The organism is Micromonospora sp. NPDC050795, from assembly GCF_044456785.1.
GTDB lineage: Bacteria > Actinomycetota > Actinomycetes > Mycobacteriales > Micromonosporaceae > Micromonospora.
Map to the genome: position 1 here is coordinate 111,860 of NZ_JBITGE010000002.1, position 18,809 is coordinate 130,668.

The following is an 18,809-nucleotide window of genomic DNA, read 5'->3' on the forward strand; positions in this document are numbered from 1 at the left end:
CCCGTTGATCATGAAGTTATTGCCACGACACGCCGAGGCGCGGGGCAATAACTTCATGATCAACGCCGGACGGAGGGAGGCGCGGGGTTCTAGTGGTTGGGGGGGATCACGCGGAGGTGGCCTCGGCGGCCGGTCTGGTGGGGGTTCTCGGGACGGTTCTGGTCCGGCTCCGGGGGGCGGGGGGCCGGGCGGGCGGCTTCGCGGACCGCTTCGGCCAGCGCGACCAGGTCGTCCGTGGTGGGCGGCGGCGGTTCGAACTCGCCCTCGTGCCGGACGACGTCCCAGCCCCGAGGGGCGGTCAGGCTGCGGGCGTGCGGCTCGCACAGGTCGTACGTGTGCGGCTCGGCGAACGCCGCCAGCGGCCCCACCACCGCTGTCGACTCGTTGTAGACATAGGTCAATGTGGCGACCGCTTGCCGGGGGCAGCCGTTACGGGAGCAGCGCCGTGGTGACCTCACGTGCGGCAGGGTATCTCCATTACCGGGTCCGGCGCATCGCTTCGCGTTGCGACACGCCCGTCATGGTGATCACAGTCGAACGTTCTGGGCGCGCCGCGCCACGGGAGCGGCGCTGCCGCTGACCAGCCCGACACGGGCGCTACCCTTTGCCTCATGACGAGCCCGGAACACCGCCGCCCCGCCTCTGGCCGGCGTGGGCATCGTGACCGGCACGGGCGCGGCCTGCGCGGACGGTTGGTTCCGGCCACCGTGCCGCTGGCGCGGACCAAGGCCGAGGTCTTCGACGACCTGGTCCTGGACACCGTCGAGACGCTGGAGCGTCGGTTCGCCAAGGAGCTGGCCGGGGTCGAGTTCGCTGTCGAGGACGTCCCGCCGGACTTGAACGTCTACGACTCGGACGTGCTGGAGGACGGCGAGGTCCCGTTGGCCCGGCTGCTGCCCGGCCGCCCGGGCCGGCAGGAGGTGCCGCCGCGGATCGTGCTGTACCGGCGGCCCCTGGAGTTCCGGGCGATGGACCGTGAGGACCTCGCCGATCTCGTCCATGACGTGATCATCGAACAGGTGGCGAACCTTCTCGGGGTGGACCCGGACGAGCTCGCCTGAGCCGAGCCCGAACGGCCGACCGCGCGGGAAAGCGGACGGTCGGGCGGCCCCCGCCGCCCCGACCTCAGGCCGCCCCCCGGCAGCCCCGACCCGACCCTCACACCGCTGAGGCAACCCTCGCCTCGACCCTCGAACCACGCGGGCCTCTCACAACGCGCAGGCAGCCCCGCGCACCGCTCAGGCGGCCCGCCGCTTCAACTTGCGCCGCTCCCGCTCGGAGAGCCCACCCCAGATGCCAAACCGCTCGTCGTGACCCAGTGCGTATTCGAGGCACTCGGTCTTGACCTCGCAACGCGAGCAGATCCGCTTCGCCTCGCGGGTCGAGCCGCCCTTCTCGGGAAAGAACGCCTCGGGGTCGGTCTGCGAGCACAACGCCCGCTCCTGCCACTCCGGCGCGTTTCCGAGCAGGTCGGCCACCTCAAGCTGGCCGTCCATCAAATGCCTCCTTGTCGCGCACCGGCGTCATCGCCGCTGCAACCCCCCACGCAAAAGGCGTGCTTGTCCATCCCGTCCCGTTTTGTTGCGTTCCGCGCGAACAACCCCATTCAAATTACACGCGTGTAATGCGTGCGCCGTCAAGCCAAACTTGATAATGGAGTCGCCCTCCCGACACCCCCGGTCGACCACTCGGGCGGTCCAGCCTCGCAACCTGCCCTATCGATTCAGACCCCGGCCGAGTAACGCCCTCTCCGGCGAGTTGCCCGACTTTTCTGCCGTGGCGCTTCTCCGACGAGTCGCCGACCGGCCGGCGCCGGAGACCGTCACCCCTAAGCTGATCTTGAATGGGGGACAGGTTAACGCGGTGCGGCGCAGACCGCCCGTCCAGCTGCGGACAGCACTCGCGCCCCGTCCACAATGTGGACGGGGCGCGGTGGTGAAACAGGTGCGTCGAGGTCAGCTGGCGGCCCCAAAACCGCTGCTAGGCCAGACAAACTCGGCCACCGCTCCACCATGGACGGTAATGGTGCCGGCAGACGTGTGATCATCCCACCAGACGGTATAGATCCCGCTCGGCAGATCGGGATAGACCGCGCTGTGGAACGAGCCGTCGCGCACCAGGCGCTCACGCACCGCCGAGTGGACCCGCCGGTCGTCGTCGCGGCTGATCTCGATCTCCCGGCCGTGCAGATCCCGACCTGTGTAGACGATCAGGGCGCCGGTGTCGCCGCCCAGATCGAGGACGACGGTCCCCGTCTCCGTCGGCCCGTACGCGTGCTCGTGCATCCGCGCGTCCCGCCCCGGTCAGGACGCCGCCGACGGGTTGTTGAACCCGTCGTACGGCGTACCCAGGTAGGGGAAGTTTCCGAGGAACGGCGCGGTCACGTCGGCGGCGCTCAGCCCCGGGGTGACCGCGGCGGCCGCCGCGTCCGGTCGGAACGTCTTGTCCACCAACGGGACGGTGACCCCGGCGATGGCCCGCAGGGCGATGCTGACCACGTCGTCGCCCACCCGCCGCCCGTTCGGGAACCCGGCCAGGTCGCCGCCGAGCACCCCGAACCGGTCCGGGCGCCTGGTCGGCGGGATCGCGGTGTTCAGTCGCAGCATGTCCGCCTGCACGTCACCCGTGGTGTTGGTGAAGCCGTCGATCAGCCCGGCCGGCACGCCGGTGAGCAGGATCGCCACCAGGTCGGCCCGGGCCTTCTTCGCCTTGGTGAGCTTGTCCAGGTTGGGGAAGACGTCCGGGTAGAGCGCCGGCAGCAACGCGGCCAGCTCGGGCTGCTCCACGAACTGGGCGAACCGCTTGTCCTCCGACGGCGGCAGCGAATTCCACAGGTCCTTCTTGGACATCGGCACGACGACCTCGTTGAACAGTGGATTGCCCAACCGCGAGACCTGGGTGAACGGGCCGGTGCTGGTGTCCGCCGCGCCCCGGTCGCCGAGCACCCGCACCTGCCGGCGCGACGCCGACGTCCACACCCCGATCACCGACGCCCGATCCGCGGCACCGTAGCGGTTGGCGCGCCGACGAACCCGCTCCAACGGCACCTGCACGGCGATGCTGTGCACGTTCATCCGGTCGGTGGCGTTGACCGGCTCCCCCTCGGCCTTGAAGATCTTCTTCCCCGCGACGTGCAGTTGCTGGAACGGCCGCAGCGTGCCGAGGTCGAAGATCGCCCCGAGGTCGACGAAGAACCCGTCGGCGCGCTGCCCGGCGAAGACCCGCTCCCCGGTGGAGAGCGAGTAGGTGGCCTGCCGCACCAGGTCGGCGTACTTCGGCGTGGACAGCGGACCGACGTTGCACGGCGGGCACTGCAGCTTGTGCGCCAGCCGGTGCTCGCGGCCGTCGGCCACCCGGGTCAGGCTGTAGAACTGCCGCCGGTTCCAGTTCTTGCTGTCCAGCGAGTCGATCGGACCGGTGTTGTAGAGAAAACTGTTCGGGTTGGTGATCTCGGTGGTGAATTCGAACCGGTAGGTGACATCCGGACGACCGTCACCGTCGTTGTCGATATGGATCTCGTAACGCACGTCATCGCCGAACTCGAAGAAGTTCGGGCCCCCGGAGGGGAGCTGCAACGGCACGTAGTTGGCGATCAACGTGACCGTGTCGCGTTTGTCGGGGCTGACGAACGCGTACAGGTCGGAGCTGTCGGCGACCGGATCCTTTGCTATCTCCGGGGCCTCGCGGTGGGAAGACATGACGGACCAACCTCACTGGGCGGGGACAGGATGGCGGGGCGGAAGGTCGGGTCAGCGCCGGGCGGCGCGCCGCAGCCGGTCCGCCAGGCTACGGTCGCGTACCTCGATGCGCGTCTCACCGACGAAGACGTCCATCGTTCCGGAGTCGGCGTCACGCAGGTGCACGACGATCGGTTCGTCGGCCCGTCCGGCCGCTCCGGGGGCGTTCTGCGCGGCCGACAGGCCCGGCACGGTGAGCGCGGCGGCGCCGAGGGTGGCGCTCGCCGCGGCGGTCAACGTCTGCCGGCGGGTCAGTCGCGGCCACTGCCGCTTCCGCTGATCACTGGTCATGGGCAACCTTTCCGGCGGTGGCGCGAACGCGCCCGCGGAGACGGACGGGTCCGGTGCCGTCTCGCGACGCCGCCGGGCCCCTGAGGGGACACCGGCGGCGGTCCTCGCCGCGACCGCCACCGGCATCGCGTGGTACGGCCGGTGGCGGGGAAAGGTTCGACGTCAGGGCCGAGCGTGACCGTACGCAGTCGACCGCTTGCGCGCCGGACGACCGGCGGCCTTCGCGATGGCCCGCAACTGCTCCTCGGTACGCGCCGAACCGTTGTCGGAGCCGGCCATCCGGGAGATGGTCTCCTCCATCAGCGTGCCGCCCAGGTCGTTGCAGCCGCCCTGGAGCATCGCGACGGTGCCCTCGTCGCCGAGCTTCACCCAGGAGCACTGGATGTTCTCGATCCGGCCGTGCAGCAGCAGCCGGGACATGGCGTGCACCACCCGGTTCTCCCGCCACGTCGGCCCCGGGCGGGCGATACCCGCCAGATAGATCGGAGCATTCGTGTGCACGAACGGCAGCGCCACGAACTCGGTGAACCCGCCGGTGCGGTCCTGCACCCCGGCCAGCACCCGGAAGTGCGCCAGCCACTGCCCGGGGTGGTCGACGTGGCCGTACATCATGGTGGAGCTGGACCGGATGCCCAGCTCGTGGGCGGTGCTCACCACCTCGACCCAGGCGGCGGCCGGGAGTTTGCCCTTGGTCAGCACCCAGCGCACGTCGTCGTCGAGGATCTCGGCGGCGGTGCCCGGGATGGTGTCCAGCCCGGCCTCGCGTAGCTGGAGCAACCACTCACGGACCGGCACGCCGGCCTTCGCGGCGGCGGTGACGATCTCCATGGGCGAGAACGCGTGCACGTGCATCTCGGGCACCCGGGCCTTGATCGCGCGCACGATGTCGGCGTACCCGGTGACCGGCATCTTCGGGTCGATGCCGCCCTGGAGACACACCTCGCTGGCACCGGCGGCCCACGCCTGCTCCGCCCGGTCCGCGACCTGCTCGACGGAGAGCCGGTACGCGTCGGCGTCCCGCTCACGCTGCGCGAACGCACAGAAGCGGCAGCCCACGTAGCAGACGTTGCTGAAGTTGATGTTGCGGTTGACCACGTAGGTGACATCGTCGCCGACCGCCGCACGGCGCACGTCGTCGGCGAGGCGGCACAACTCGTCGAGCGCCGGGCCGTCCGCGCCGAACAGCGCCAGCGCGGCATCGGTGTGCGCGGGGTCGAGCAGCGCCGCCGGGTCGTCGGCGGCGAGCCGCAACCCAGCCGCCAGGTCACGGTCCGTGCCGACACCGGCCGACACCGGGGGTACGCCCGCCCGACGGGCGGTCGCCTCCGGGGTGACCTTGCCAGCAACCTCGGCCCAGTCGCCGTAGACGCTGTCGAAGTCGCCGCGCCGGTCTTCGGTGCGACCGGTGGTGTCGATGGTGGCGTGCAGGTCGACCCGCCCGCCGAACACCTCCTCCGGCTCCTGCCACGGTCGTCCCTGCGGCATCGCCGACTCGACCGCCATGCCCGTCGACGGATCAGCCAGGGCGCCGACGTGCGGCAGCAGCCGACGATCGAGCCACGGGTCACCCGCGCGCACGTACTCCGGGTAGATCGTCAACCGCTCCCGCAGCGTGAACCCGGCCAACTCGGTGTGCCGGGCCAACTCGTCGATCTGCGGCCAGGGACGCTCCGGGTTGACGTGGTCGGGAGTGAGCGGGGAGACGCCACCCCAGTCGTCGATGCCGGCGCGCAGCAGCAGGTCGTACTCGCCAGCGATGAGGTTCGGCGGGGCCTGGATCCGGGCCTTCGGGCCGAGCAGCAGCCGGGCCACCGCCACCGTGGCGGCCAGATCGTGCAGCTCCGCGTCCGGCATGCCGCGCATCGCCGTGTCCGGCTTGGCCCGGAAGTTCTGCACGATCACCTCCTGGAGGTGGCCGTACTCCCGATGGGCGCGGCGGATCGCGAAGAGCGCGTCCACCCGCTCGGCCGAGGTCTCCCCGATGCCGATCAGAATGCCCGTGGTGAACGGCACCCCGACCCGGCCCGCGTCCTCGAGCACCCGCAACCGGACCGCCGGCTCCTTGTCCGGTGAACCGAAGTGCGGGCCACCCGGCTCGGACCACAGCCGCGTCGCGGTCGTCTCCAGCATCATGCCCATGCTCGGCGCGACCGGCTTGAGCCGTTGCAACTCCGACCAGGACAGCACCCCGGGGTTGAGGTGCGGCAGCAGACCGGTCTCCTCCAACACCGCCACCGCACAGGCCCGCAGGTAGTCGAGGGTCGAGTCGTAACCGCGTTCGTCCAACCAGGTCCGCGCCGCCGGCCAACGATCCTCCGGCCGGTCACCCAGGGTGAACAGCGCCTCCTTGCAACCCTGCGCGGCACCGGCCCGGGCGATCGCCAGGACCTCGTCGCGGTCCAGGAACGGCGCCGGCAACCGGTGCGGCACCGTCGCGAAGGTGCAGTAGTGGCACCGGTCCCGGCAGAGCCGCGTCAGCGGGATGAAAACCTTCTTGGAGTACGTGACCACACCTGGCCGCCCAGCGTCCCGCAGCCCGGCGTCGCGGACTCCCCCGGCGAGCCGGAGCAGCTCGTCGAGCGCGTCGCCACGAGCGGACAGCAGCGCGGTCGCCTCGTCGAGATCCAGCGCCCGTCCGTTCGCGGCCCGGCCCAGGGCCCGCCGCACGCTCGCATCGCTCGGGCCGGATTGGGTGCGATCAACCATCCACTCACCCTATGCGCAGCCCGCCGCCACCCAACCAGTCCCCACCACGCCCCGCGCCGTGCCGCGCTCCGTGCCCCGTGCCCCGTGCCCCGTCGACCCACGGAGTTGTGGTGCCCGAGCCTCGCGATCTTGCAGTTTGTGTCCCGACTTAGGGGACATCTCGCTCGTTTCGACTACCGAAAGTGCAAGATCGGCGCGGTCTTCGGGTCAGCGGGGCTGGTCGGGATGGTCGTTGGGCTTGATGTGTTGGGTGCGGTTGTTGTCCGGGTCGGTGGGGTGGGAGATGACCTCGGTGGGGTGGGAGATGACCTCGGTGGGGTGGGAGATGACCTCGGTGGGGTCGGCGGACTGGCGCGGGATCGCCTGAGTCGGGTCGGCCGACGGCGGCTGCCCGAACGGCGGCGCGGCCGGGGACGGCGGCGCTGGCTGGGCAGCGGGGTTCGCCTGGGGCGCGGACTGCGGCGCCTGGAACGGCGGGGCCGACTGTGGGTGCGGTGGCGCGGACTGCGGGTGCGGCGGGGCCGAGTGCGGGTGCGGTGGGGCCGACTGCGGGTGCGGGGGCGCGGACTGCGGGAAGGGTGGGGCCGACTGCGAGAAGGGTGGGGCCGACTGCGGGAAGGGTGGGGCCGACTGCGGGGCCTGGAACGGTGGCGACTGCTGGCCGTACTGGCCGGCCTGCGGGTAACCAGCTTGCGGGTAGCCACCACCAGGCTGACCAGCCTGCGGGTAGCCGCCGCCGGGCTGGCCGGGAGCGGGCCAGCCACCCTGCGGCTGGCCGCCGGGCTGACCCGGGGCCGGCCAACCGCCCTGCTGCTGCGGCCAGCCCGGCTGGGGCTGGCCGTAGACGCCTGGCTGCGGCTTGGCTCGCGGCACGTAGTAGTGGGCACGCCAGATGGTGTAGACCACCCAGGCGGCGATCGCGAAGATCACCATCCAGGCGAACCGGGTGAGCACACCGAGCAGCGCGTCGAGCACCTCGGCCTCGGCCAGCCGGCCCACCGTCCAGATCAGCATGGTCAGCGTGCCGAACAGTGCGCTGACCGCGTACTCGACGAGAGCTGCCTGCGTGATCAGCTTCGCCTTCGCCAACACCGGCGAGATGTGCGTGGCCAGCAGCACCGCCAGCAGCGGGAGGCCCACCGCCTCCACCCCGACGAACGCGTAGAAGGCGCTACCCGCGCGGTCGGTGAAGGAGCTGTAGTCGTTCGGGGCGATGAGCCGGAGCAGGCCCACGAAGAGGAACACGGCATTGGCGCCGAGCAGCGCGAGCGCGGCGAGCTCCCGTAGCGGCTTGGTCAGCTGGCGGGCCTGCGTCGCGTCGGCGGACGCGGGCTCGGCGGGGCTGGTCACGAGCTCCCCCTCGGGGCATCAACGGACAGGTGACCGTGACTCTAGTCTCCCGGGCCACCGACGGATCGGAGGCGTCACGTGCGCGAGGATGGTCGACATGCGCATCGTGGTTCTGGCCGGCGGCATCGGCGGCGCCCGGTTCCTGCTCGGCGTCCGGGCGTACGCCCGTGACGTCGGCGCCGAGGTGACCGCCGTTGTCAACGTCGGCGACGACCTGTGGTTACACGGGCTGAAGATCTGCCCCGACCTGGACAGCGTCATGTACACCCTCGGCGGGGGCGCCGACCCGGAACGGGGCTGGGGTCGGGTCGGCGAGAGCTGGACGGTCAAACAGGAGTTGGCCGCGTACGGGGCGGAGCCGACCTGGTTCGGCCTCGGCGACAAGGACATCGCCACCCACCTGGTCCGCAGCATCATGCTCAACGGCGGTTATCCGTTGAGCGCGGTCACCGAGGCGCTGGCCAGCCGCTGGGAGCCGGGCGTACGCCTGTTGCCGGCGACGGACGACCGCCTGGAGACCCATGCCGTGGTGGAGGACGACCAGGGTCAGCGGGCGATCCACTTTCAGGAGTGGTGGGTGCGGTACCGCGCCGACATCCTCACGCACCGTTTCGTGTTCGTGGGCGCGGAGACGGCGAAGCCGGCACCGGGGGTGCTGGACGCGATCGCCTCGGCCGATCTGGTGCTGATCGCGCCGAGCAACCCGGTGGTGAGCGTCGCGCCGGTGCTGGCCGTACCGGGGCTGCGTGCGGCCGTGGCGGACGGCCCGGCGCCGGTGGTGGGTGTCTCCCCGATCATCGGGGGCGCGCCGGTGCGGGGGATGGCCGACCGTTGCCTGGCCGTGCTCGATGTGGAGTGCAGCGCGGCGGGGGTGGGTCGGCTCTACGGTGGCCGGGCGAGCGGCGGTCTGCTCGACGGTTGGCTGGTGGCCGAGGAGGACGCGGGCACTGTGCTGCCCGAGGTGACGGTCCGCGCGGTGCCGCTGCGGATGACCGACGAGGCGGCGACGGCGGCCATGGTCCGCGGCGCGGTGGAGTTGACGTGAGGCTGGAGATTCTGCCGGTGCTCGGCATCGGTCACGTGACCGAGGGTGACGATCTGGCTGCGGTGATCGCGACTGCCGCGCCGTGGCTGCGCAACGGCGACGTACTGGTGGTGACCAGCAAGATCGTTTCCAAGGCGGAGGGGCGGGTCGTCGACGTGCCGGCGGACGGGCCGGAACGGCTGGCCGCCCGGGACGAGGTCCTGGCCGGTGAGACCGCCCGGGTGGTGGCCAGTCGGGGGGCGACCCGGATCGTGCAGACCCACCACGGTTTCGTCATGGCCTCGGCCGGGATCGACGCGTCGAACGTGGACAAGACCCAACTGGTGCTGCTGCCGGTCGACCCGGACGCCTCGGCGCGGGCTCTTCGGGACGCGCTTCGGGAGCGCTACGACCTGGACCTGGCCGTGATCGTCAGCGACACGATGGGCCGGCCCTGGCGCAACGGGCTCACCGACGTGGCGCTCGGGGTGGCCGGTATGGCGGCGATCCGGGACCACCGGGGCGAGGTCGACCCGTACGGCAACGAGTTGCAGTTGACCCAGATGGCCGTGGTGGACGAGCTGGCGGGTGCCGGTGAACTGATCAAGGGCAAGTGCGATCAGGTCCCCGTCGCTGTGGTGCGGGGCTATCTGCCGGCCAGCAACTCGGACGACGCCGGTGGCGCGCGGGCGCTGATCCGCGACGCGGCGCAGGACCTGTTCTCGCTCGGTACCGCCGAAGCCCGCGCCGCCGGGCTCTCCGACGCCGCCACCCTGACCGACGGTCCGGGTCCGACACCGGCGGACCTGACCGCGGTGCGACGGGCGATCGACGCGGTCGCCGAGGTGGTCGCCCCCGGCACGGTGTTCACACTGGTCGACGAGGCCGAGGTACGCGCCGGCCTGGTCGCCGAGATGCCCGGGTGGCCGGACGGCGCCGACCTGGTGCTCGGTTCGGCCCCGACGCCCGTCGAGCCGTTCGGTCTGGTCCGTTTCGGCGCCGACCTGCACCGGCTGCGCGTCGCCCTGGCCGCCCAGGGTGTCGGGTCGACACTGTTGCCGCCGCCGCCCGGTAGCCCGGCGAGCGCCGCGCTCGCCCTATAGAACGCGAACGGCCGGGTCACGCGTCCAGCATGGCCCGGCCCAGCGGGGTCAACGTGTGCAGCACGCTGTTGCGTTCGCGGTGGCTGACCAGCAGACCAGCGTTGCGCAGGACCGTGGCGTGCTGGCTCGCCGCCGCCGGTGAGATGTTGAGCTGACGGGCGACCTCCCCGGTGGTGCAGCCCTCGTCGCTGGCCTGCAGCACCGCCGCCCGGGTGCGTCCCAGCAGCGCGGCGAGTGATTCGCGGGCAGCACCGGACGCGGCGTCGGCGGGGACCAGCGCGCCCAGCCGGTCCACCGGGTAGACCAGCACCGGTGGCAGCGCCGGGTCGAGCAGTGCGACAGGGGTGGCGGCGCAGAAGAACGACGGCACCAGAAGCAGCCCCCGGCCGTCCAGGTGCAGGTCCCTGCTGTGCGGGTAGCTGTGGACCTCCAGCACCCCGCTGTCCCAGCGCATCGTCGGCCGGAGGCTGGCGAGCAGGCCCTCGACGCCGCCGTCGAGCAGGGCCCGTGCCCGCCGCGTGCGGTCCGCCGCAACCGCGGCCTGGATCCGACCCCAGTACGGGCTGATCGCCAGCGAGCGGTACTGCTCCATCGACTCGGCCAGGTGGTGCAGCGCCGACACCTCACCGCGAGCGAGCGCGGCCGCGGAGGAGGGCAGCTGATTCTCGGCGGCCAGCACGCTCAGGTCCCGGTGCAGCAACTCGGCGGGGGTGCGGCGGAGCGCGTCCAGCCCGGCCTCGAAGCCCTCGACGCTGGCGTACGGGGTGAGGAAGTCGGGGAAGTAGCCACGCGGCGGGTTCAACGCAAAGAGCAGGCGGAGTTGCTCGGAGGCGGAGTCCTGGCGTAGATCCCGGGCCACGCTGCGCCGCCAGTTGGCGGTCAGCGGATCGCGGGTGCGGCCGCGCAGCACGTGCAGGCTGAGGACCAGTTCCCAGACCGGGTCCGCCGCCGGCGCCACCCGGGTCCGGAGGATGTCCTCCCCAGAAAAGTGGATCTTCAGCATGGAGCGCTCCTGTGTCGCCGACAGGGGGATGCCGGATGACCGTTCGACTCTACCTGGCCGGCAGTAATCTCCATCTTTAAGCCTGGACTGAAAAACCTCGACGCCCCCAGGGCCGGTTGGGCATGCTTCCCATGCCCGAACACGGCGCCGCGCGTCCTTGACGCCGTGCTGCCGGGGGCACCGGGACCGGGGAGGCCCCGGTGATCGGACGGCACCACGAGGGTCTGCGGCCCTTGCTCCGCAGAGGTGCCGTCCGGTCATCCGCCCCCGGCGCCGGCTCAGCCGACCCAGAGCGCGACCCGATGGTCCTCGTCCGTGACGTAGAACGACCGTCCGTCCAGCTCCGCCACGCCCTCGACGTGGTGAAACGGGGCCAGGTCCGCCACCTGCTCTCCGACGATCCGCCGCCCGTCGCCGGCCTCGCCACCGGTGAGTCGGAAGCGGACGTGCCGGGAGGTGACCTCTCCCCCACCCGGATGGTCGTCGAGCAGGACGGACCCCTTGCCCAGCGCGTCGATCGAGCCGATCACGGCCGCGTACCCGCCGTCCGCCGTCGGGGTGATCGCGCGGAAGCCGGTCAGCTGCCCCGGCGCGGTGACTCCGGTCAACACGTACGCGCCCAACGCCCGCGGCCAGGTCCGCTCGGCCGTGAACATGCCCGGCACACCGGCCACCTCGACCAGGATCGGCTCACCGGCGTCGGTGACCGGAAAACGCAGCCCGAGCAGCACCGTCCCGGCCGGGGTGAACGCCGCGGCCTCCACGTTCAACGGCAGGTCGTCCGGGGCCAACCGGCTCACCCAGCTCTTCTCCCGGACGGTCCCCCGAGCCAGCGTCTCCACGATGAACCGCTCCCGCACCCGCTCCCCCGCCGGCAGGAGGGTCAGCGGCGCCGCGGCGAGAGCGTCGTTCACCGCCCGGTGCAGGCGAAACGAGTTAAGTACCACGTGCACCGGCAGCGGCCCGGTCGCCGCGTCGTCCTCGCGGAAGCGGGCCACGAAGGCGCGCCGAGGGCGCAGCGGGCCAGCCTTCGAGCCGAAGTGGGAGCCGAACACGTACACCCAGCCGTCGTGGTGGGCGAGCGCCTCACCGTCCTCGGTCCGCCCGTTCTCGACACCGGCATCCGCCGGCACGTGCAGGGCCGTCCACTCCCCGTCGTCGCGCTCCAGCAGCAGCGCGAGGCAGCGCTCCACCGGCCCCTCGTCCAGCACCGTCCAGAAGCCCCGCCGGGCACCGTACGCGCGCAGCAGCGCCGCCGACCGCACCGGCAACAGATCGCTGGCCTCGTTACCGGCCACCACGAATTCGACGAGTCGCAGGGTCACCGAGCCAGCGTACGGAGCACACGCTCGTACAGTGGCGGGGTGCCCGACATCGTGATGACCGGCCCGACCGCCCAGCCGACCGACCCCGAGACGTACCAGGCGCTGCACGCCGACGCCACCGCGTTGCTGGAGGGCTGGCAGCCCACCAGCCCGGACGCGGCCAGCGCGCGGGACCGGACCCTGGCGCTGCTCGCCGCCGGCCCGATCGCGATGAGTCGGCAGCACATCCCCGGCCACGTCACCGCCAGCGCGTTGGTGCTGGACGCCACCGGCTCCCGGGTGCTGCTCTGCCTGCACGGCAAGTTCGGGCGTTGGGTGCAGCTCGGCGGGCACTGCGAGCCGACCGACCAGACCCTGGTCGGCGCGGCGCTCCGCGAGGCCACCGAGGAATCCGGGATCGCCGGCCTGCGCATCGACCCGGTGCCGATCGACGTGGACGTGCACCAGGTGCAGTGTCAGGGCGGCTCGGCGCACTACGACGTCCGGTTCGCGGTGATCGCCCCGCCCGCGGCCGTGGAGCAGGTCAGCGACGAGGCCGAGGAGCTGGGCTGGTTCCCACCGGACCAGCTGCCCGAGCCACTGGCCGGCGGGACCGCACAACTGGTCGCGCCGGCCCTCGCCGCCCTCAGACGTAGCCCTCCTCGCCTCGCCCCTTGAGCTCGTCGACGAGGCTCTTGACGTCCTGCGCCCGGTCGCGCGGGCAGACCAGCACCGCGTCCGGGGTGTCCACCACGATCAGGTCGCGCAGACCGAGCACGGCCACCAACCGACCCGACTGCGGGACGACCACGAGGTTGCTGCTGTCCCGCAGCAGCACGCCCGGCTTGGCCTCCGAGCCGAGCACCACGTTGCCCGCGTCGTCGGCCGACAGCACGTCGCCGAGGGTGTGGAAGTCACCGACGTCGTTCCAACCGAAGTCGCCCGGCACCGTCGCGACCCGACCCGCCGTGGCCGCACCCTCCATCACCGCGTAGTCGACGGAAATCTTCGGCAGGGTCGGCCAGATCGCGCCCAGGACGTCGTCCTGCTCCGGGGTGCCCCAGGCGGCGGCGATCGCGGCGACGCCGGCGTGCAGCGCCGGCTGCTGGCGGGCCAGCTCGGCGAGGAAGACGTCCACCCGCCACACGAACATGCTCGCGTTCCACAGGTGCCGGCCCGAACGGACGTACGCCTCGGCCACCTCGGCGGCCGGCTTCTCCTTGAACTCGGTCACCGGCCGCCACGGCACACCCTCGGTCGGATCGCCGGTCTCCAGGTAGCCGTAGCCGGTCTCCGCACGGGTCGGAGTGATCCCGACGGTCATCAGCATGCCCTGCTGGGCCCCGTGGACCGCCTCCTGGACGGTGCAGACCCAGCTGTCCGGGTCGCGGATCAGGTGGTCGGCCGCGAAGCTGCCCATCACCGCGTTCGGGTCACGTGTCGCGATGACTGCGGCGGCCAACGCGATCGCCGCGCAGGAATCCCGGGGGGAGGGCTCGACCAGGATGTTCTCCTCCGGCAGCACGGCCAGCTGCCGTGCCACCGCCGTGACGTGCGCGGCACCGGTGACCACGAGGATCCGATCCGGTGTGGTCAGCGGTGCGAGCCGTTCGACCGTCGCCTGGAGCAACGAGGCGCTGGTGCCGGTCAGCGGGTGGAGGAACTTGGGATGGCCGGCGCGGGACAGCGGCCACAACCTCGTGCCACTGCCACCTGCCGGAATGACCGCATAAAGCATCCGCACATCATGCCCGACGTACCTGCCCAAAGTGGCACGGGTCACCCGCAGTGGTGGCGGAGGGTCAGGAGCGGGCGCGACTCCACGCGGAGATGTGCACCTCGGCGCTGGACTCCCAGGTGAACTCCTTGGCCCGGTCGAACCCCGCCTTCGCCAGCGACAACCGTCGCTGCTCGTCGTCGAGCAGGGCGGCCAGGTCGATGCCGATCTGCTCCGGGTCCTCCGAGGTGTACGCGACCGCGTCGCCGCCCACCTCGGGCAGCGAGAGCCGGGGCGTGGTCAGCACCGGGGCGGCGCACGCCATCGCCTCCAGGATCGGCAGCCCGAACCCCTCGCCGTAGGACGGGTACGCGGCGACCAGGGCACCGCCGAGGAAACCTGGCAGGTCGCCGTAGCGAAGGTAGCCGGGGCGCAGCAGACGCAGGTGCGACGGCACCTCGGCCACCGCCCGGTCGATGTCCTCGTCGTGCCCCTGCCCACCGGCGATCACCAGGGCCGGCGGGTCGACCCGGTCAGCCACCGCCCGCGCCCACCCACGGATCAGGTTGGGCACGTTCTTCCGCGGCTCCTTGGCACCGAGGAAGGCGACGTAGCTGCTGTTGCCCAGCCCCAGACGCGCTCGCACCCGAGCCTTCTCCTCCTCGGTGGGAGCGTGGAAGGCAGCCTGGTCGACGCCGTGGTAGGCCACGTCGATCCGCGTCGGGTCGGCGTCGAGCAACCGGATCAGCTCGTCGCGGGTGGCCTTGCTGGGCACGATCACCCGGTTAGCGCGGCGCAACGAGGTCTTGATGGCGCTGCGGAAGAACGTGCGGCGCGACTTGTCGTAATGCTCCGGCTCGGTGAAGAACGTCGCATCGTGCACGGTGACCGTGACCGGACATCCGGCCCGCAGCGGGCAGGTGTAGAAGGGCGAGTGCAGCACCTCTGCGCCGACCTGCTGGGCGAGCAGCGGCAGGCCGGTCTGCTCCCAGGCGAGCCGGGCCGGGCGGTGCGCCACGGCGGCCGGAGCCGGGATGATCTCCGCGCCGGGCAGCATGCGGGTGTACCGCTCAAGATCGGTGCGGAGACTGACCACCGCCAGCTCCACCCCCGACCCGCACACCTTGCCGAGGGCACCGAGCAGACCGTCGACGTATCGACCGACACCACCACGGTCGGTGGGGACACTCGTGGCGTCGATGAGCACGCGGGGCGGGCGACCGGCGGTCACGGGGCGACTCCTTGTACTGGCGAGACTGTGGGGAACAACACTCCGGGGGTAAAGCCTACGCCGGGGCGCGGGGCCGACGCTGACTGCGACCCGACGGTACGCCGACTTGTCATCGTCATCGAGTACGGCCCGCAGGGGCGTATCGTTCGCGCCGATGGCCGACAACATTGCCCGGGTGTTCGCTGACGCGATCGCGTCCGACCCGACCCGACCGCTGCTCACCTGGTACGACGACGCCACCGGCGACCGCACCGAACTCTCCGGCGTCACGTTGGCGAACTGGGTGGCGAAGACCGCCAACCTCCTCGTCGACGAGGTCGGCCTCGCGCCGGGCACCCCGGCCGGCGTGGTGCTGCCGCCACACTGGCAGACCGCGGCGGTGCTGCTGGCCTGCTGGTCGGCCAAGCTGAGCGTCGTCGACACGCCGGGCGAGGTGGGGGTGCTCTTCGCTTCCGCCGACCGGTTCGACGAGGCGCAGTCCTGGTCCGCCGACGAGCGGTACGCCCTCGGGTTGGCCCCGCTCGCCGCCCCGCTTCGGCAGGTGCCGCCCGGATTCGCCGACTACGTCGTCGAGGTACGCGGGCACGGTGACCACTTCACGCCGCAGTCCGGCCCTGGCCCCACCGACGCGCACCTGCTGAGCCGCGCCGAGGCCCGCGCCACCGAGTTGGGCATCCTCCCCGGCGCCCGGGTCCTCATCGACGCCGCCCGGCACCCCGACCCGGTCGACTGGCTGCTGGCCCCGCTGACCCGGGCCGCCACAGTGGTCCTCTGTGCCAACCAGGACCCCGCCCGCCTGGCCAACAGGCTGACCACCGAGAAGGTCACCCACTCCCTCCGGTAGTCCGGTCGCCGTGCCCTGCGGAACGCCCGGCGTGGGCACCCCGCGAGTGGGCCAAGTAGGTGCTGAGTCTCCCTTTGCTCTGCACCCGCCGATGCGCCAGCCGCCACCCACCGACCTCCCCTTTGCTCTGCTGCCCCGATGCGTTTGCTCTGCTGCCCCCGATGCGCCAGCCGCGTCCGCCCAAACCGGCCTCCACGGAACCAGTGCGGGACTCCTACTGGCGCATCGGCGGGTGCAGAGCAAAGGGGCAAACAATCCCGCGCGGGGCGGGGCGGGGCGGGCGGGGTGGGGTCGGGCCGATCGCCGCGACGGGCGCGGACGCGGGGAACGTGAACCAGGGGACGCGGCGGACCGGGGGCCCGGACCCAACGGCAGCAGACCCAGGGACGCAGACCAGGCCGCGGGCAGGGACCCGTTCGAGCCCAGCGCGGCAGGTCTCAGACGGGCGTTCCGGCCGGGGGACGGCGTTGGGCCAGGGCGGCGAAGGCGGTCAGGGACTCGGGGTTGGCGAGGGCACCCTTCGCGGCGGCCTGGTCGACCGGGGTGCCGGTGAGGATCTTCTTGACCGGTACCTCCAGCTTCTTCGCCGAGAGGGTGCGGGGCACCGAACGCACCTGGTGGATCTCGTCGGGCACGTGCCGGGGTGAGAGCGCCGTGCGCAGTTCACGGCAGATCTTCGCGCGCATCGGGTCGTCCAGCTCCAGACCCTCGGCCAGCACCACGAAGAGCAGCAGCTCACCGGCGCCGCCCTCGTCGTCCTCAAGGTGCACGACGACCGAGTCGAGGACCTCGTCGAGCCCTTCCACGACCGAGTAGAACTCGGCGGTGCCGAGACGCACCCCACCACGGTTGAGGGTGGCGTCGGAGCGGCCGGTGATCACGCAGCCACCCCGCTCGTTGATGGTGATCCAGTCACCGTGTCGCCAGACGCCCGGGTAGACGTCGAAGTACGCCTCCGCGTAACGGGTGCCGTCCGGGTCGTTCCAGAAGCCGACCGGCATGCTCGGCATCGGTTCGGTGATCACCAGCTCGCCGAGTTGGCCGATGACCGGGGTGCCGTCGGCGGAACGGGCCTCCACCTTGGCGCCCAACGCCCGGCAGGCGATCTCACCGGCGTACACCGGCAGCAGCGGCACCCCGCCGACGAAACCGGTGCACACGTCGGTGCCACCGGAGAGCGACTGGAGTTGGACGTGGTCGCCGACGGTCTCGTACACCCAGCGGAAGCCCTCGGCGGGCAGCGGCGCACCGGTGGAACCCACGCCGCGCAGCGCCGACAGGTCGGCGACCTCCCGGGGGACCAACCCGGCCTTACGGCAGGCCAGCAGGTACGGCGCGGAGGTGCCGAAGTACGTCGTCCCGGTCTCCGCCGCCAACCGCCACAACCCGCCCAGGTCAGGCTCGGCCGGTCGGCCGGGCTCCGCCCGCACCCCCGGGTTGCCGTCGAAGAGCACGATGGCCGCCCCCACCGCCGGGCCGGAGACCAGGAAGTTCCACATCATCCAGCCGGTGGTGGTGAACCAGAAGAACCGGTCGGCCGGGCCCAGATCGTGGTGCAGCGCGAGCATCTTCAGGTGCTCCAGCAGGATGCCGCCGTGGCCGTGCACGATCGGCTTCGGCAGCCCGGTGGTGCCCGACGAGTACAGCACGTAGAGCGGGTGGTCGAACGGCACCGGCGTGAACGTCAACGGCTCGTCGGTGGGTGCGGCCAGCTCGGCCCAGCCCAGCGCGCCCTCGGGTGCGGGGCCCGTCGGGTCGAGATAGCCGATGCTGACGGTGTGGCGCAGCGACGGCAGGGCGGCCCGGATCGCGGCGACCTCGCCACGCCGGTCCACCGGCTTGTCGCCGTACCGGTAGCCGTCCACGGCGACCAGCACCGTCGGTTCGATCTGCTGCCAACGGTCGGTGACGCTACGGGTGCCGAACTCGGGCGCGCAGGACGAGAAGATCGCGCCCAGGCTGGCGGTGGCCAGCAGCAGGACGTACGTCTCGGGGATGTTCGGGGCGTACGCCGCCACCCGGTCACCGGCGGTGACGCCGAGCCGGCGCAGCCCGGCCGACACCCGGCGGACCTGCTCGCGCAACTCGCCAGCGGTAAGCGTGACCGGCGGGCGGGTCTGCCCGTGCGCGATCACCACGGGGTCGTCGTCGGCCCGCCCCGGCATCCGCAGCACGTTCTCCGCGTAGTTGAGCGTGGCGTCGGGGAACCAACGGGCGCCGGGCATCCCCCGCTCGGCGAGGGTGGCGCTCGGCGGTGTGTGCGCGATCACCTCGAAGTGGTCCCAGATCGAGCGCCAGAACCCGTCCAGGTCGGTGGTGGACCAGCGCCACAGCGCGTCGTAGTCGGCGAAGTCCAACCCGCGGTGCTCCCGCAGCCAGCGCAGGTAGGCACCGATCCGGGACCGCTCGCGTACGTCCGCCGGCGGCGTCCACAGCATGTCACCCACTGCTCCACCCTCCCCCTGGCCCGACACGACACTGTGACTGGGCCGTGGCGCC

General features: G+C 71.8%; 17 protein-coding genes. 5 read left to right on the forward strand and 12 right to left on the reverse strand.

Going from position 1 to position 18,809, the window contains the following annotated elements; all coding sequences use genetic code 11:
* Positions 1–89: 89 nt before the first annotated feature.
* Positions 90–458 carry a DUF3499 domain-containing protein gene (locus tag ACIBEF_RS02845; protein WP_091394110.1) on the reverse strand — a complete coding sequence of 123 codons (369 nt, stop codon included), beginning with the start codon at positions 456–458 and terminating at the stop codon, positions 90–92.
* A 153-nt stretch (positions 459–611) separates the two neighbouring features.
* Between ACIBEF_RS02845 and ACIBEF_RS02850 the strand changes: the two genes are divergently transcribed.
* Complete coding sequence (locus tag ACIBEF_RS02850; RefSeq protein ID WP_355005594.1) at positions 612–1,061, forward strand: metallopeptidase family protein; 450 nt, start codon at positions 612–614, stop codon at positions 1,059–1,061.
* A 177-nt stretch (positions 1,062–1,238) separates the two neighbouring features.
* Here the strand turns inward: ACIBEF_RS02850 and ACIBEF_RS02855 are convergent, their stop codons facing one another.
* The 6 genes from ACIBEF_RS02855 to ACIBEF_RS02880 all read right to left on the reverse strand — a co-directional run bounded on the left by ACIBEF_RS02855 (position 1,239) and on the right by ACIBEF_RS02880 (position 8,084).
* Positions 1,239–1,496: a WhiB family transcriptional regulator gene (locus ACIBEF_RS02855; RefSeq protein WP_007455784.1), complete on the reverse strand. Its 258-nt coding sequence runs from the start codon at positions 1,494–1,496 to the stop codon at positions 1,239–1,241.
* 459 nt (positions 1,497–1,955) lie between these two features.
* Positions 1,956–2,285: a phospholipase gene (locus ACIBEF_RS02860; RefSeq protein WP_396790616.1), complete on the reverse strand. Its 330-nt coding sequence runs from the start codon at positions 2,283–2,285 to the stop codon at positions 1,956–1,958.
* Positions 2,286–2,303: 18 nt separating this feature from the next.
* Positions 2,304–3,698, reverse strand: a complete 1,395-nt coding sequence (locus ACIBEF_RS02865) for a DUF4331 domain-containing protein (protein ID WP_396790618.1) — start codon at positions 3,696–3,698, stop codon at positions 2,304–2,306.
* Positions 3,699–3,749: 51 nt separating this feature from the next.
* Positions 3,750–4,028, reverse strand: a complete 279-nt coding sequence (locus tag ACIBEF_RS02870; protein ID WP_357208181.1) for a hypothetical protein — start codon at positions 4,026–4,028, stop codon at positions 3,750–3,752.
* A gap of 162 nt (positions 4,029–4,190) precedes the next feature.
* The gene (locus ACIBEF_RS02875; RefSeq protein ID WP_396790621.1) at positions 4,191–6,734 is read right to left on the reverse strand and encodes a bifunctional FO biosynthesis protein CofGH; all 2,544 of its coding nucleotides are present in this window, start codon (positions 6,732–6,734) and stop codon (positions 4,191–4,193) included.
* A gap of 207 nt (positions 6,735–6,941) precedes the next feature.
* Entirely contained in the window at positions 6,942–8,084 is a 1,143-nt protein-coding gene (locus ACIBEF_RS02880) for a hypothetical protein (protein ID WP_396790623.1), read from the reverse strand.
* A gap of 97 nt (positions 8,085–8,181) precedes the next feature.
* On the opposite strand from ACIBEF_RS02880, the gene cofD reads away from it, so the two are divergent.
* Both cofD and ACIBEF_RS02890 read left to right on the forward strand, forming a co-directional pair.
* Positions 8,182–9,129 (forward strand): 2-phospho-L-lactate transferase, encoded by a 948-nt coding sequence (cofD, locus tag ACIBEF_RS02885; protein ID WP_396790625.1) that lies wholly within the window; start codon positions 8,182–8,184, stop codon positions 9,127–9,129.
* Entirely contained in the window at positions 9,126–10,211 is a 1,086-nt protein-coding gene (locus tag ACIBEF_RS02890) for a coenzyme F420-0:L-glutamate ligase (RefSeq protein ID WP_396790627.1), read from the forward strand. Before cofD ends, ACIBEF_RS02890 begins: the two co-directional genes overlap by 4 nt.
* A 16-nt stretch (positions 10,212–10,227) precedes the next feature.
* On the opposite strand, the gene ACIBEF_RS02895 is transcribed toward ACIBEF_RS02890, so the two are convergent.
* The gene (locus ACIBEF_RS02895; protein WP_396790629.1) at positions 10,228–11,214 is read right to left on the reverse strand and encodes an ArsR/SmtB family transcription factor; all 987 of its coding nucleotides are present in this window, start codon (positions 11,212–11,214) and stop codon (positions 10,228–10,230) included.
* A gap of 278 nt (positions 11,215–11,492) precedes the next feature.
* Complete coding sequence (locus ACIBEF_RS02900) at positions 11,493–12,539, reverse strand: hypothetical protein (RefSeq protein WP_396790630.1); 1,047 nt, start codon at positions 12,537–12,539, stop codon at positions 11,493–11,495.
* Positions 12,540–12,593: 54 nt separating this feature from the next.
* Between ACIBEF_RS02900 and ACIBEF_RS02905 the strand changes: the two genes are divergently transcribed.
* On the forward strand, positions 12,594–13,196 hold the full coding sequence (locus ACIBEF_RS02905) for an NUDIX hydrolase (RefSeq protein ID WP_396790845.1): 603 nt from the start codon (positions 12,594–12,596) through the stop codon (positions 13,194–13,196).
* Here ACIBEF_RS02905 and ACIBEF_RS02910 read toward each other — a convergent pair.
* Both ACIBEF_RS02910 and ACIBEF_RS02915 read right to left on the reverse strand, forming a co-directional pair.
* A complete protein-coding gene (locus ACIBEF_RS02910; RefSeq protein ID WP_396790632.1) occupies positions 13,165–14,256 on the reverse strand; it encodes a mannose-1-phosphate guanylyltransferase in 1,092 nt (363 codons plus the stop codon). The genes ACIBEF_RS02905 and ACIBEF_RS02910 overlap by 32 nt on opposite strands.
* A 64-nt stretch (positions 14,257–14,320) precedes the next feature.
* Positions 14,321–15,466 (reverse strand): glycosyltransferase family 1 protein, encoded by a 1,146-nt coding sequence (locus tag ACIBEF_RS02915; RefSeq protein WP_357222870.1) that lies wholly within the window; start codon positions 15,464–15,466, stop codon positions 14,321–14,323.
* Between the two features lie 154 nt (positions 15,467–15,620).
* Between ACIBEF_RS02915 and ACIBEF_RS02920 the strand changes: the two genes are divergently transcribed.
* Positions 15,621–16,310: a TIGR03089 family protein gene (locus tag ACIBEF_RS02920; protein ID WP_396790634.1), complete on the forward strand. Its 690-nt coding sequence runs from the start codon at positions 15,621–15,623 to the stop codon at positions 16,308–16,310.
* 437 nt (positions 16,311–16,747) lie between these two features.
* Here the strand turns inward: ACIBEF_RS02920 and ACIBEF_RS02925 are convergent, their stop codons facing one another.
* Positions 16,748–18,757, reverse strand: a complete 2,010-nt coding sequence (locus ACIBEF_RS02925; protein WP_396790636.1) for an acetoacetate--CoA ligase — start codon at positions 18,755–18,757, stop codon at positions 16,748–16,750.
* Positions 18,758–18,809: the final 52 nt, after the last annotated feature.

Bases quoted from the DNA above. Each gene is read 5' to 3' on its own strand.
- ACIBEF_RS02850 (WP_355005594.1), top strand. From the start codon at position 612: ATGACGAGCCCGGAACACCGCCGCCCCGCCTCTGGCCGGCGTGGGCAT.
- ACIBEF_RS02855 (WP_007455784.1), bottom strand. From the start codon at position 1,496: ATGGACGGCCAGCTTGAGGTGGCCGACCTGCTCGGAAACGCGCCGGAG.
- ACIBEF_RS02860 (WP_396790616.1), bottom strand. From the start codon at position 2,285: ATGCACGAGCACGCGTACGGGCCGACGGAGACGGGGACCGTCGTCCTC.
- ACIBEF_RS02865 (WP_396790618.1), bottom strand. From the start codon at position 3,698: ATGTCTTCCCACCGCGAGGCCCCGGAGATAGCAAAGGATCCGGTCGCC.
- ACIBEF_RS02870 (WP_357208181.1), bottom strand. From the start codon at position 4,028: ATGACCAGTGATCAGCGGAAGCGGCAGTGGCCGCGACTGACCCGCCGG.
- ACIBEF_RS02875 (WP_396790621.1), bottom strand. From the start codon at position 6,734: ATGGTTGATCGCACCCAATCCGGCCCGAGCGATGCGAGCGTGCGGCGG.
- cofD (WP_396790625.1), top strand. From the start codon at position 8,182: ATGCGCATCGTGGTTCTGGCCGGCGGCATCGGCGGCGCCCGGTTCCTG.
- ACIBEF_RS02895 (WP_396790629.1), bottom strand. From the start codon at position 11,214: ATGCTGAAGATCCACTTTTCTGGGGAGGACATCCTCCGGACCCGGGTG.
- ACIBEF_RS02905 (WP_396790845.1), top strand. From the start codon at position 12,594: ATGACCGGCCCGACCGCCCAGCCGACCGACCCCGAGACGTACCAGGCG.
- ACIBEF_RS02910 (WP_396790632.1), bottom strand. From the start codon at position 14,256: ATGCTTTATGCGGTCATTCCGGCAGGTGGCAGTGGCACGAGGTTGTGG.
- ACIBEF_RS02920 (WP_396790634.1), top strand. From the start codon at position 15,621: ATGGCCGACAACATTGCCCGGGTGTTCGCTGACGCGATCGCGTCCGAC.